Below are 13,076 nucleotides of genomic sequence, written 5' to 3'. Positions count from 1 at the left end.
TGACCAAGAATCCAGTGAATTCAGACTCACGGTGATACATTCATCCTGTACATAAACGTCAAATTCGGTACTATTTGAACGGAATAAGTGACCAAGTCACATTATAAAAAGTGCGCACACAACGAAATTTGTACATCATACTGTTTTTAAGATTGATTTCGGCACATTGATAAATACTAAATATTACTGACATGCACCAGAAGGAAGTTGAAGCCGGATGAAACCTGCCTGCACTCTGTTATTACTCACTTTGCTGAGTTCACCTTTTGTCGTCAGTGCACAAGAAAATATTGAGAAAACATTCACATTTGGCATTGTGTCCAATAAAGCCCAAAGCAAAATCAAAAAAGCGACGCCCCTTACTCAGTATGTAACTGAAAATATGACTGAATATGGTTACGCAAAAGGGGCGGTAAAGGTATTTAAAAATTATCGTCAGCTCGCGGTTGCGCTTGAAAATGGCACCGTTCAAATTGCAACGGCGACCCCCTTTAATGCGATGACCTTAGAAAAGGAGTCTAATAGCCAAGTTCTTGCTATACGATGGAAAAAAGGCCTGCAAAAATATCATACGGTGTTCTTTACTAATAAAGAGAGTGGCATTGAGTCACTTTCTGACCTGCGCGGAAAAACGCTTGTTTTCGAAAAGCGCACGTCTACCAGCAGCTATTACCTACCTGCGATTACATTGCTGAATCACGGAGAAAAACTGCAATACCTTCCCTCTCCTGATGACAAACCGGCCAAAGACAGCATTGGTTATTTATTCCTTGATGAGCAACTCGCTCAGTCAAATGAAATCAACCTATCTGTATGGGTATATAAACAGAGAGTTGCAGCAGGAGCATTCAGTAACTTCAACTGGAACAATCCCAAAGATTTGCCAGAGAACATGAAAGACAAACTAGCGATTTTTTCTCGTTCTGTTGAAATACCCAGGGATTTAATTCTCGCTTCTCCAAGCATGAGCCTAGAGCAACAGCGTAAAATCACGTCAATACTGCTTGATATGGATACAACTCACGAAGGCTCTCTCGCACTTAAAAAGTTTCAGAACACCAAAAAATTCAGCGCGCTTACTCCAGAAATGCGAGCCTCCTTAAGTACAGTGCGCAAGTCAGTTCACTTGTTACCGAAGGTGGATTGATGTTTCAAAAGCTCTCACTCGAAACCAAATACATTTGCTCGACAATGTTCGTTGTCTTGTTTGTTGTGGTGATAAATCTTGCGTTATACATGCACGGTTACGATGCGTATTCAAATAGCTTAACTCAACAAATCACGAACAACTCTCAAGAAAAAACAGAATCTTACGTTAAGCAAAAAGGGTTGGTTTATGCAGAGCTATTATCAAAACAGCTTTTTGATCCACTCTATACAGACAATATCAGTCAAGCGTATGAGCAAATTAAGGCAACATTGAGCCAGCCAGATGTCTCGAAAATACATGTTGTTGACAATGAAGGGCTAATCTTTCACGACGGCACTACTCAGCTAAGGATGTTTGCCCAACCTCATTACCGCTCTCCTTTTATTTTGAAAGCAATAGAAGAATCTAGAACTCTCGTTTCCTTTTCCAAGCATCAGTTGGAGATCGCAGCGCCGATTCAGCAATCAAACATTACTCTTGGGGCGGTGTATCTTGAGCTTAACTTGATACACCTACTGGAAGAGAAAGAACAGAACATTGAACAAGTCCAAGCGATTACCTCAAACGATAAACAGAAGATGTTTAACTTGCTGCTAACGATCAGTGGGATATCCGTTCTATTCGGTAGCATCATCGCTTATGCTTTGGGGCGGTCGTTAACTAAGCCACTCAAGCAACTAAAAGATCAATTTTCAGAGTCAAATACCCAAGCGCTGCCAGTCACCGACATACAAAGCAAAGATGAAGTGGGAGAACTTATTTCAGCGTACAACAAAATGTCAAACAAAGTGAACCGATACACCAGCCGAGTTGAGTTCATGGCATACCACGATATTCTGACTTCCCTGCCAAACCGAGAAAAGTTACTCATTGATATTCAAACGCAAATAACTGACCACAAATCCCCCTCACTCGCGGTTGTGTTTATTGACTTGGATGACTTTAAGCACATTAACGATAACTATGGACATAACATTGGGGATAAATTGCTAGGCCATCTTGCCTCAGAGCTTCAAGGCCGTTTGCCGAGTTATTTTAAGCCGCTTTACCGCCTTTCTACCATCGTAAGTCGAGTAGGTGCGGACGAATTTGTACTGGCCTTTCCGTGCTCGGACAATCATGAAGCTAGAGAAAAAGCGCACGCTATTCATCGCCAACTACTCTCTCCCTTTAGTTTGGAAGAGAACGATATTCAAATTACGGCAAGCCTCGGAATTGCTGTGTATCCAGAATTTGGTTCAAACGCTGAGTCTCTTTTACAGCTTTCCTCTCTTGCGGCGCAGGAATCTAAAAGACGCGGTAAAGACATTATGACGATATACGATTCCACGTTTGATGAAACGATTAAACAACGTTTATACATAGAACGAGAACTGCGTCGTTCAGTACGTGATTTGTCTCAATTCGAGCTGTGGTATCAACCACAATTTGATCTAAAAACTTATCGCCTAATTGGGGTCGAAGCATTGGTTAGGTGGAATCATCCCGAGAAAGGTTATATCAGTCCAGAATCATTTATCCCGATCGCAGAACAAAGTGATTTAATATTGGAGCTTGGAGAACATATCATTGAGACGGCAGTTGCTCAGCGGGCAATGTGGGCAGAACATTTCGGTACTGATTTTCACATCGCATTAAACTTGTCCCCAAGACAAATCTATCGCCAAGATTTAAGTCAATTATTTTCTAAGTATTTACGACGACATGATGTCGCCCCTCAAACCATTCATGTTGAAGTGACAGAGTCACTTTTTATTGATGATACAGAGAAAGCTCAATATGTGCTTAAAAAACTACAAAGTATCGGAGTGGAAGTTTGGCTAGATGACTTTGGTACGGGGTATTCAGCCCTTGCCTACCTACAACATATGGCTTTTGACGGGCTCAAGATTGATCGTTCATTTATCGCTCAAATCCGAAAAAGCGATCAAGACGATTCATTAGTTCGCGCGATTGTATCCATGGCTCACAACCTAAGAATGAAAGTAGTAGCCGAAGGCGTAGAAACTCAAACTCAACTCACACGAATGGAGTCTCTCCACTGTGACGTCGTACAAGGTTTTTTCTTAGGTAGACCTGTACCTGCCGAGGAATTGATTGCATTTGAACACCAACGAGGGAGTGGCGCTCAAAGCGTCAATCACTTTGCTTAGAACGCCGTTTTGTTAACTATTGCCGCTTAGCGCGTTAGTACTCGTAATGCAATATCGGTCACACTTCCCCCACCTCATTAATATGAATTTTCTCTTAAAATCTAACATCTGAGATAAATAAACTACACTTTTCATATCAACTTCTTGGATATGGAAATGCGCGTGGTAGGAATCTTTTCTTGGAACAACCTGTCGGTAAAACAAAAGCTATTTGGGTTGGTTTTGCTGCCAATTTTATTGTTGCTTGTCCTCGCGGGTAAACATGTACAAAGCCTTTCTATCCAGGCTCAGGAACTACAAAAAGCACAGTTATTCTCTGTCTACATCGACCGCGTATCTTCGCTTTATCACCTACCGAATAACCCTGATGTAATAGATAAGCAACTAAAAACTCAGCAGATATCTCAATTGTTACGCGACACTGCAGCACCAGTATTCGGTGAAAACGCTGAGATACTAAACCAGTTGACAAGCTTTGAGGAAGCAACCCTCTCGATGCTCTCTTCGCAAAATCAAGAAGAAAAGTTAGATGCGGCAGAGTGGCGAGCTGATACGTTCAAAGAAATCCTCATGAGCTTAGACAAAGTCTATTTTAGAAATGTGAGTTATGAAACAAACACTCACCTTTCTTCTTTGATGCAACTTGAATGGTTGATGTTTTGGTCTACTGAAGAGCATAGATTAAGCGAATATTTGATTCGATCTTCAGAGGAAAATAACGAGTATGACCTCACAACACAGGCTTCTATCCAATCTTTAATCCAGAACCAACAACTATTTCTAGAGCGTTTTGTGACGCTAAATGCCAATCAACAACAAGTAGATCTGCTCATTGAGACGTTTACGGGTGAAGTCTTTATCAAAAGCCAAGAGTTTCGTGCCTATTTATTGCAACCAGCTCAACTCAAATTATTAACCCCGGATGAGATTGATGCGGGGTTATCTGCACTCAACAAACGCTTATCGTTATTACAAAGTGTTGACGACAAAATGGAACAACAGCTGAGTGATGATATATCAAAGACAATCAACACGACGACACAGCACCGCTTTACCTTTATCGCAATGATGAGCCTTTTAACGCTGTTGGTCGTAAGTTTAACGCTAAGATTGGTGCGAAAAGTTACTGGAAACTTGAATCTAGTCCTCAAATTTCTCAGTAACGAAAGCAATGAACAAAGTAACACTGAAAATTCACCTCTTGCTCAACTAATAAAGGGTAAAGACGAGCTGAGTAAGTTTGCTCGAGAGGTAAAAAAGCTTAGTGATGAGCGGATGTTGTCCAGACTAAAGCTCACACAAGCTAAAGAAGATGCAGAACAAGCAAAAGATGATGCAATTAAGGCGAGTAAAGCCAAAAGTAGCTTTTTGGCCAACATGTCCCACGAGATCCGCACGCCGCTAAATGGCGTTATTGGCATCTCTGAAGTGTTATCCGATACTTCCCTGACTGCCACACAACGCGATTACGTCGACACGATTGAAACCTCCTCCCAACTGCTTTTGAGTTTAATTAATGACGTTCTAGACTTCTCAAAAATTGAATCTGGGATGTTGCTCATTAGCCCACATTCAACTTGTGTTCGAGAGTCTATCTATGACATTGCTTCTATCATTTCACCGAAAGCAAAGGAAAAAGGCATCGATGTGCAAGTCAACATTAGCCGTAACACGCCTTACCACGTAATGTTGGATGACCATCGTATACGCCAAGTTGTCATGAACTTCATGTCTAACGCGGTAAAATTTACCGAACAAGGCAGTGTAGAGCTATCGGTCATCACCCGCGAAATAAAAAATGGTGAAGCGGTCATCGAGTTTTCCGTTAAAGATTCTGGGATTGGTATTGATGCCCAGCAGCAAAAGAAAATATTTGCTCCATTTGCCCAAGAGGATAACTCTACTACCCGACAATTTGGGGGAACTGGACTTGGGCTTGCCATTAGCACGCAATTAGTTGAGCTAATGGGTGGAGAAATTCAACTTGAATCCGAGAAAGGTAAAGGCAGTCGCTTCTTCTTTGAACTAACTGCTCCTGTTGTGACTCAAGAGTTTAACGCTTATCACGCTCTGAATCACAACGACATATGGATTGTATGCAGCAGTACTCAACTAGAACAAAAACTGCGTAACGAGTTAAGTTTTTTCAACATCAATATAACGCAGTCAGTAGATACCTTAAGTGCGTTGCCAACGTGGATTGATAACGAGCGCGTTATCGTTATTCATGTAGAAGCATCACCAAATGCAGCGGCGATGCATATCGATGAGATAGAAAGCCTTTGTAAACGAAACATTCGTGTCTGCCTCATCAAGCACCTTCATAGCCCACAATTCGACTTTAGAAACAGTATCAGCGCCTTGGTCACTCAGCCACTACTAGGGCAGCGCTTAATTAAAGCACTTGAAAGTTGTGCGGCAAATTTCTCGCACGCACAACAAGAGAGCACTTCAGCGCAACATGTTAAATCTCTGCCGAAAATTTTGGTCGTTGATGACAATACGGTCAATCAAAAAATCGCGGGGCTACACGTCACAAAAGCTGGCTTCGACTTTGATGTCGCAGTAAACGGACAAGAAGCGGTTGATAAATTTCAACAGAATCAGTACAGCCTAATTTTAATGGACTGCATGATGCCCGTAATGGATGGATTTGAAGCCACCCAAATAATTCGTCAAATAGAAGTAAAAGAAAAACGCGCTTTCAGAATTCCAATTATTGCTCTAACGGCAAGTGTGGTCGATGATGATATACAAAAATGCTTTGACGTTGGAATGGATGACTATGTGCCCAAACCGTTTAAAGCAGGGTTGCTTAAAGAGAAGTTAGATAAGGCAATTGGGTTACGTGTTTCCAACACGACGCCTGCTGAACCACACCAAGAGAACACCACCCCCGATAAAACTCATGAACTACCTGCAAGTTCTGAGCAACCAGAAGCAACGGTAACGCCTATTCGCTCCGAACGCATCTTGCTTGTCGAAGATAATAGAGTGAACCAGAAAGTGGCTTCTCTATTGCTATCTAAAGCAGGCTATCAATTCGAAGTCGCAGAAAACGGACAAATTGCAGTCGAAATGTTCCAAAAAGATGGAAAGTTTGATGTTATTTTGATGGATTGCATGATGCCCATAATGGATGGGTTTGAAGCTTCTAGGCAAATTAGAGCTTATGAAGCGAGTAAAGGATTAGCTAAGACGCCCATTATCGCATTAACAGCAAGCGTCGTAGATGATGACATTCAACGCTGCTTTGATTCAGGAATGGATGCCTACGTACCAAAGCCTGTGCGCAAAGAAAAACTGTTGTATCAAATTGAACAAGCAATGTAGGTGGATTCTATGAGTAGAAATCATTCTCGCGTTGCTTTTCCTTTGCGTTACATAAAACGCTATCTGTTTATTCTGATTGCCCTTCTTTCATTAAATTGCCAAGCTCTCGCTGCAGAGAGCTACGCCGTTTTCTCATTTAATGACGAATTCTCTCCGCTCACTGTCAATAAAGCGCGAAAGTTGTACAGAGGGAAGACGCAACTTTTACAAGGCCAGCGAATTGAACTCTCTGACTGGCCTGCGACATCAACAGAAAGAGCTGAGTTCTATCGTTATCTTCTCAACAAAAATTTAGCGCAAATGAACGCGCATTGGGCAAGCTTGTCTTTTTCAGGTAAAGCTAGACCGCCAAAAGTGATTGCACGCTCCAGCATTGATGACCTCATAGCATGGATGCAAGAGAAGCCGAATAGAATTGGTTATGCCCCAACATCGAGCGTCCCTAGTAATGCTCATGTTTTATGTGTGGTTAGCTCGGAGAATTGATATGAAAAAATATTTAACCATGTTATCGCTGAGTATCGCGACCTTTCCGAGCTCAGCCACGATTGAACTAACAGAACAACTTTCTTTAAGTGGTTTTGGCTCTACTTCGTGGGCAAAATCCGATAACCCAACTACGTTACTAGTTAACCGCTTTATTGGCGATGAATCTTGTTTCGATTGCGATACCACTTTCGGCATGCAGCTCGATTATTTTCACAAGGCATTTCGGGCATCCGCACAAGTCGTAAAGCGCCCGCAAGACCATTGGAGCTCGCCTCAGCTCGAGTGGGCGTATTTGGCTTATACCTATCAAAACATAGAAATACGAGGAGGACGCTTAAGACTGCCACTGTTTTTGATGTCTGAGTACAACTATGTCGGCCACGCTTTTACCCAAGCCCGCCCACCGAATGAGGTATATGACAGCATTCTAGGTATCACGGCTTATAACGGCCTATCTGCACGCTGGATTCATGACCTCAATGAGCAAGTCGTACTTACCGCCATGCCGTTTGTCGGGTTTAAAGACAATAGTGACGTAACCATCAATGAACGTACTGAATTGGAAATTGAGTCAAACAATACTGCAGGGATGAACTTAACGCTAAGCGGAGAGAGCTATCGTTGGAATTTTTCCTACCTCCACGGCGATTATGATCAAACAACGACGCTCTCTAACATTGAGCAGTCCACTCCCGGTGGCGGAACCACAATCATTGACCGTCTAGTTGAAACAGAAAAAAACAACACGATCGATCTGTTTTCTCTAGGGTTAAGATACGAGCTCGATAACATTGTGATTATGGCAGAAGGACAGACCAGCAATCTTTCCTCATCTTGGTACGCGACAACAAGTTATAATGTAAACAAGCTGACTCCTTATATTGTTTACGGTCAGCAGTTTAATAGTCGGGATAAAAAAAGTGGAGACAGTTTCTTACTCGGGTTGAGATACGACCTAGATTACAACGTTTCCCTGAATGCAGAATGGCAAAGGTTCAACGCCTACAATAATAGCTCTGGCGCGTTTTCATCAGCCCCAAAGGATGACAGTGCGAGCCTTTATACGCTAATGCTCAACTTCGTTTTTTAATGTTTCTTACAGTACCAATTTCCACAACACTGGGGGCTGTTGTATTAAGAAGGCTTTTTGCAACACGTAACTAAACGCTAAACGACTGGAAGGGATAGAATCGATCAGATAGGTAAGTGGCAATCCAAACAGAGACAAAGGTTACTCTATTTCGGTTTGTTTTGATTGCCTTTTAACCGCTTTTCTTTGCGTCGCAGTGCCCGGAAAAACTTTGACTCTTCGTGGTACCAACCAAGGACACTAATTGGGAAGCCCACGAGCATCATAATAAAAACATCCGCAGGGAGTTGTTCCCAAATGTCGCTTAAAGAATGCAGCTCTCCAAAAATGAACAAACCGATGACTTTACCAAGCAGTAATGCACAACAAATCATAAAGAAGGACTTTAATATATAGTGCCATTTGCCTTTTTTACGCTCTTCTCTCCAATAGGCATATTTATATTGTCGGTCGTACATTCATCCCCCTAAAGTAAACTTGCCGTAAGTTTAAGTATCTCGATAGCGTAAAGTGCGTTGGCACCTCTTTAATCATAGTGCGTATCTAAAGTGAATGCTTGTCGTGGCAATAAGAAGGAGAGCTATTCTGTAGTAAGAGCTACATAATCTCTGAACGTTATATGTCTTGTATCATTCGGATGATGCCTGATTTTGCTTATCGCTAGTGTTTTCTGAACACCCAAATCGGGCCGATGAGTAGAAACTGTAAATCCTCAAAAAACGACGGTTTTTTACCTTCAATCTTGTGACCGATAAATTGCAATATCCACAATACACCAAACAAGAGCATAGAAATATGCAGAACGGGCAACATCAATACCTCTAGCGACCAAATAAGGCCAATGCACGCTAATGTGTAGCCGATCATCATCATGAATACACTCAGAGACAAACGAAAATAGAAAACCCAAGTGGGGATCACCGCTACCCAAACCCAATTAAGTTCTAAGCCTAATAATGAAATCTGGGGAATCGACCAAATAAGTCCAACCACAGAAAGGTAAATACCTGGAACTGCGATTGTGTGAATCTTTTGGTTGATAGGGTTTTGGTGACTCTCCCCGTATTCTTTTAGCCATTCAGATAATGCTCGCATATCATTCCCCTTTTCCACCTTCTTATTCTTATATAGCCCGAGGATGAAAAAGGTGCGAATTTTTCCGTAAAGGCTACGAGCAACGAGCGACAAAACAACAGAGGCCAGTGCGTTGCCGATTACTCACCAAGCAACGCTCGTTGTGCTTTCGGCAGCTTGGCAACGACAAGAGCATAAGAGCGTTCACACAAGTCTTGAATCAACCCATCCTCGACATCACCGTTAAAATAAACCGTTATCCAATGACGCTTATTTAAGTGATAACCCGGGATAATATCCGTAAACTGCGACGTTAAGACTTCTCCATCTTCTGGTTTTACTTTTACGCTGACATACTCCCGACCGTTTCTCTCTGCAATGATGGCAAACATCTTGCCTTTGATTTTGTAAACAACCGCTTCAGGCCCAAATGGGAAATCGCTTTCTGCACACATGAAGGTACTTAAGTATTGTTCTAGTTCTTTGCTTTTCATATCCCCTGCCTCCTTCTGCGTTCTCATTCAAATTGTGGCAATAGCAATTTTAACGCCTGGTTAACCTGCTCTTTTTCATTGCCTTCTAAACCATGCAATAACGATTGCTGAACGTCTACATGCTCCAAAATTAGCTTGTCAATTAAGGTTAAGCCTTGCCCTGTTAGTTCAACGGTGACGCTACGTCGGTCTTCTTTACTATGGGTTCTGGTAATAAACCCTTTCTTCTCTAGTTTATCTAAGCGATTAGTCATCGCACCCGAAGTGAGCATCATCGACTCTATTAACGCTGAGGGAGTAAGACAATATGGTGAACCAGCTCGACGCAGTGTCGCTAACACATCAAATTCACCCATTTTCAGATCGTACTTCTTATGTAGCTCGGCGACCCTAGATTCCATGTGTTTTGCAATTCGCATTAGTCGACCCATTATTGCCATCGGTTCAGTGTCGAGGTCTGGCTTCTCCCTAGCCCACTGCTCTACCACTCTATCAATTGCATCCATTATTTCTCTCCAAACATCATATATTTTTTATTTTAACATAAAGATACTTTACAAAAAGCCACCTTGCCGATATCGTTACATTTAATTATCTCTACATAAAGATATTTAACATGAACATTTTACTTGCGATGATTCCTGCCTTTTTTTGGGGGACGACTTACGCTGTTACTCAGTTTACTCTACCGGACTGGCCTCCCGTTTTACTTGGCGCTCTAAGGGCACTGCCTGCGGGTCTTTTGTTGCTGGCAATAAAGCCCTCGTTTCCAAAAAGAAGTGAGTGGAAAGTGCTGCTTGTTTTAGGAACCATCAACATCGCTTGCTTCTTTGGTCTCATTTTTGTCATGGCGTTGACGCTTCCTTCTGCCATCTCTGGTGTTGGTATGGTTTCGGTCCCCGTTTTTGCGATGCTGTTTGGTTGGGCGGTCTACAAACGTCAGCCTAGTGGCATTCAAGCGATAAGCGGCGCAACTTTGATTGCTTTAGCTTGGTTCTTATTTGATCCTAGCTCTATTTCTCTCGAACCCGTGGGCTTACTTGCGATGATCTCCGCCATTATGTGCATCGTGATAGGAAGTAGCGTAACAAAGTCACTAGGTACAAAAATGCACTGGTGGACAGTGCTAACATGGCAGCTCATTTTGGGTGGCGTGATTATGTCTATCGCAACAAGTGTGCTGGCGATAAACAATCCAGAGCCATATGTTACGGTCGTTCAGGACGTATCCATGACGAATATTCTAGGGTTACTGTGGGTAATTATTCTGAACACCGCATTAGGGTATGGCATGTATGTATGGTTATTACAGCGGATGTCGGTCGTAGATTTTACCTTTGGTGGTATTGCAAACCCAGTCGCAGGCATTGTTTCGGGCCTACTGCTATTGGGGGAAACGTTCACTCCTCTGCAATACAGCTTAATGCTAGGAATGATCGTAATGTCATTACTACCTCAGCTCATTACGTCAATCAAAACGAAAAGAGCCGCACTCTCCTCCTAAGTAACGTTAATTCCTAACACTCTAGGAGTAATGAGAGTGTTAGGAATCCTCAAGTGTGAGCCTACCAGCAGAAATCAGCGCTAACCTAGGCAACTGGCACCTTTAAAGCGGGATGTTATGACGTTATGGCTATTAAGCACTTGCAAGGTTAGTCAGGGGCTCTGGTCTAGCGTAAACATAACCTTGAATAAGGTAAATCGCATGCTGAGCCAGGTATTCGACTTGATCCTGGCTCTCTACACCTTCTGCAATCATCTCACATTCCGCTTTGTTCGCTGCAGACACAATTGAGTCCAGCACTTTCAATTTTTGGTCGTCAGATCCTATTGGATCAATGAACATCTTATCCACTTTTAGACATCGGATGCCCAAGTCTTGTAGATAAGAAAAGCCACCATATCCGGTACCAAAATCGTCAATTTTGAACTTGTAGCCTTTATTCGTTAAATACAAAATCTCTTTTTTCGCGGCCTCAGTGTCTTTTACTGGTATTCTCTCGGTCAATTCAAAATGAATTCTATTAGAGATTGGCCAATTTAACTCCGACAGCAACTTCGTTAATACACCTGACTCTAAATGGGAGGAAACAATATTGATGCTGACCCACGTATGCTCGGGTAAGTCACTTAAGTCTTGTATGATTTTACGAATAAGCTGATTGGTCATCGGGATAATCAGGCCACTTTCTTCTGCAGCACCAATAAACATATTTGGTGGCACCATTCCATCACGTCGCGACCATCGAATCAGAGCTTCATATCCTACTGTCTTACCATCGCGACTATCGACAATCGCCTGGTAGTAAGGAATAAATTCTGCATTACTAATCCCATTTTCAATTAGACCTGTAATGGATTTTCTCAAGCTTTTACCAGATATGTATGCAAAGGCAGTCACAAGACCAGCAAGCACACTTACAAGACCGCCCCACAAAAGTACTCTTTCCTGAGCATAATTTTTAAGTTTTTCACCGCTGAATATCTTGATGAGCATGTTGGCTTGAGACTCTCCTGAAAAGAAAAACTCTTTTGACAGTGCGTTTTCTTCTCCTGCAATATTCGCTTTGCCACGGCTTATCGTTAAATCACCAAATATTGGTTCATCATACTTAAACTCTACAAATAGGCAGTCTTTGCAAGGCGTTTTTATTACCTCGTTAACCCAACTGTTATCAAGTACCCAGAAGACTTCAACGTGTTCATTATCATAAATGACCATCCACTCTATTTGGTCATTCTGTTGCGGCAAAATGAGTGATGCGAAAAAGTTCTCATCCATCTGAAATCGTTCACTACTAGATGGGCGAGACACTTCACTACCAACCGTGGAACACGTTTTTCCGCCTTCTGTGGTCATCGCAATAAAACGAATGTAACGGTTATAAAAACGTGGGTCGCGTAAAGTTCTTACATCACTATCACTACAAGTAAAATCTAACTGAGCAATCTGCTTCACTATTGCTCTGTCCAAATAGGCAGACCTTTGATTTAAATATTCTACGTAAGCATCTATTTTCGACGCTTTTACCGAGTTGACGTAAAAGTTGGTTATCGAATGAAAGGCCACTACAAATATGGCGATGGGAACTAAGCCGAGTAAAATGGCATACCTTGTATTCTTTGTTATCAAAGTTCGTCCTACTAATCTGACAAGCAACCTAAGTGGGATATGAATACTATCTCATTTTTATAGTCCAAAAAGTGAGGAATGACGCTCAATAAAATTATAGACTCAAGTGGCTTTCAGATGTCGGGATTTAGAATGCAAGCACCAAACCACATTCGAGGAG

General features: G+C 42.1%; 11 protein-coding genes. 6 read left to right on the top strand and 5 right to left on the bottom strand.

The features are described 5' to 3' along the window. Nucleotides 1-217 precede the first annotated feature (217 nt). The 5 genes from R7R78_RS01265 (at nucleotide 218) to R7R78_RS01245 (ending at nucleotide 8,215) form a co-directional block, all read left to right on the top strand. A complete protein-coding gene (locus tag R7R78_RS01265) occupies nucleotides 218-1,147 on the top strand; it encodes a phosphate/phosphite/phosphonate ABC transporter substrate-binding protein (protein ID WP_053303129.1) in 930 nt (309 codons plus the stop codon). Next, the gene (locus R7R78_RS01260; RefSeq protein WP_225472858.1) at nucleotides 1,147-3,303 is read left to right on the top strand and encodes a GGDEF domain-containing phosphodiesterase; all 2,157 of its coding nucleotides are present in this window, start codon (nucleotides 1,147-1,149) and stop codon (nucleotides 3,301-3,303) included. Before R7R78_RS01265 ends, R7R78_RS01260 begins: the two co-directional genes overlap by 1 nt. 156 nt (nucleotides 3,304-3,459) lie before the next feature. Then, nucleotides 3,460-6,636 (top strand): response regulator, encoded by a 3,177-nt coding sequence (locus R7R78_RS01255; RefSeq protein WP_225472857.1) that lies wholly within the window; start codon nucleotides 3,460-3,462, stop codon nucleotides 6,634-6,636. Nucleotides 6,637-6,645: 9 nt separating this feature from the next. Next, nucleotides 6,646-7,122, top strand: a complete 477-nt coding sequence (locus tag R7R78_RS01250) for a hypothetical protein (protein WP_017633987.1) — start codon at nucleotides 6,646-6,648, stop codon at nucleotides 7,120-7,122. A gap of 1 nt (nucleotide 7,123) precedes the next feature. Further along, nucleotides 7,124-8,215 carry a hypothetical protein gene (locus tag R7R78_RS01245; RefSeq protein ID WP_025766727.1) on the top strand — a complete coding sequence of 364 codons (1,092 nt, stop codon included), beginning with the start codon at nucleotides 7,124-7,126 and terminating at the stop codon, nucleotides 8,213-8,215. Nucleotides 8,216-8,361: 146 nt separating this feature from the next. On the opposite strand, the gene R7R78_RS01240 is transcribed toward R7R78_RS01245, so the two are convergent. The 4 genes from R7R78_RS01240 to R7R78_RS01225 all read right to left on the bottom strand — a co-directional run bounded on the left by R7R78_RS01240 (nucleotide 8,362) and on the right by R7R78_RS01225 (nucleotide 10,289). Further along, nucleotides 8,362-8,673 (bottom strand): hypothetical protein, encoded by a 312-nt coding sequence (locus R7R78_RS01240; RefSeq protein WP_005377799.1) that lies wholly within the window; start codon nucleotides 8,671-8,673, stop codon nucleotides 8,362-8,364. Between the two features lie 202 nt (nucleotides 8,674-8,875). Then, nucleotides 8,876-9,310 carry a DUF962 domain-containing protein gene (locus tag R7R78_RS01235; protein ID WP_225472856.1) on the bottom strand — a complete coding sequence of 145 codons (435 nt, stop codon included), beginning with the start codon at nucleotides 9,308-9,310 and terminating at the stop codon, nucleotides 8,876-8,878. 119 nt (nucleotides 9,311-9,429) lie between these two features. Beyond that, nucleotides 9,430-9,783: an MmcQ/YjbR family DNA-binding protein gene (locus R7R78_RS01230; RefSeq protein ID WP_005377801.1), complete on the bottom strand. Its 354-nt coding sequence runs from the start codon at nucleotides 9,781-9,783 to the stop codon at nucleotides 9,430-9,432. A gap of 23 nt (nucleotides 9,784-9,806) precedes the next feature. Beyond that, entirely contained in the window at nucleotides 9,807-10,289 is a 483-nt protein-coding gene (locus R7R78_RS01225; protein ID WP_005377802.1) for a MarR family winged helix-turn-helix transcriptional regulator, read from the bottom strand. A 110-nt stretch (nucleotides 10,290-10,399) separates the two neighbouring features. Here R7R78_RS01225 and R7R78_RS01220 point away from each other — a divergent pair, with 110 nt between their 5' ends. Further along, nucleotides 10,400-11,287, top strand: a complete 888-nt coding sequence (locus R7R78_RS01220) for a DMT family transporter (protein WP_064353868.1) — start codon at nucleotides 10,400-10,402, stop codon at nucleotides 11,285-11,287. 132 nt (nucleotides 11,288-11,419) lie between these two features. Here the strand turns inward: R7R78_RS01220 and R7R78_RS01215 are convergent, their stop codons facing one another. Then, nucleotides 11,420-12,742, bottom strand: coding sequence for an EAL domain-containing protein (locus R7R78_RS01215; protein ID WP_225472854.1), 1,323 nt, complete (start codon nucleotides 12,740-12,742; stop codon nucleotides 11,420-11,422). Nucleotides 12,743-13,076 lie beyond the last annotated feature (334 nt).

The organism is Vibrio sp. 2134-1, from assembly GCF_033339495.1.
The sequence above is the reverse complement of the archived record's forward strand: the minus strand, read 5'-3'. Positions and strand labels throughout refer to the sequence as shown.

Coding starts and splice junctions, on each gene's coding strand:
- R7R78_RS01265 (WP_053303129.1), top strand. CDS start 218: ATGAAACCTGCCTGCACTCTGTTATTACTCACTTTGCTGAGTTCACCT.
- R7R78_RS01260 (WP_225472858.1), top strand. CDS start 1,147: ATGTTTCAAAAGCTCTCACTCGAAACCAAATACATTTGCTCGACAATG.
- R7R78_RS01255 (WP_225472857.1), top strand. CDS start 3,460: ATGCGCGTGGTAGGAATCTTTTCTTGGAACAACCTGTCGGTAAAACAA.
- R7R78_RS01250 (WP_017633987.1), top strand. CDS start 6,646: ATGAGTAGAAATCATTCTCGCGTTGCTTTTCCTTTGCGTTACATAAAA.
- R7R78_RS01245 (WP_025766727.1), top strand. CDS start 7,124: ATGAAAAAATATTTAACCATGTTATCGCTGAGTATCGCGACCTTTCCG.
- R7R78_RS01240 (WP_005377799.1), bottom strand. CDS start 8,673: ATGTACGACCGACAATATAAATATGCCTATTGGAGAGAAGAGCGTAAA.
- R7R78_RS01235 (WP_225472856.1), bottom strand. CDS start 9,310: ATGCGAGCATTATCTGAATGGCTAAAAGAATACGGGGAGAGTCACCAA.
- R7R78_RS01230 (WP_005377801.1), bottom strand. CDS start 9,783: ATGAAAAGCAAAGAACTAGAACAATACTTAAGTACCTTCATGTGTGCA.
- R7R78_RS01225 (WP_005377802.1), bottom strand. CDS start 10,289: ATGGATGCAATTGATAGAGTGGTAGAGCAGTGGGCTAGGGAGAAGCCA.
- R7R78_RS01220 (WP_064353868.1), top strand. CDS start 10,400: ATGAACATTTTACTTGCGATGATTCCTGCCTTTTTTTGGGGGACGACT.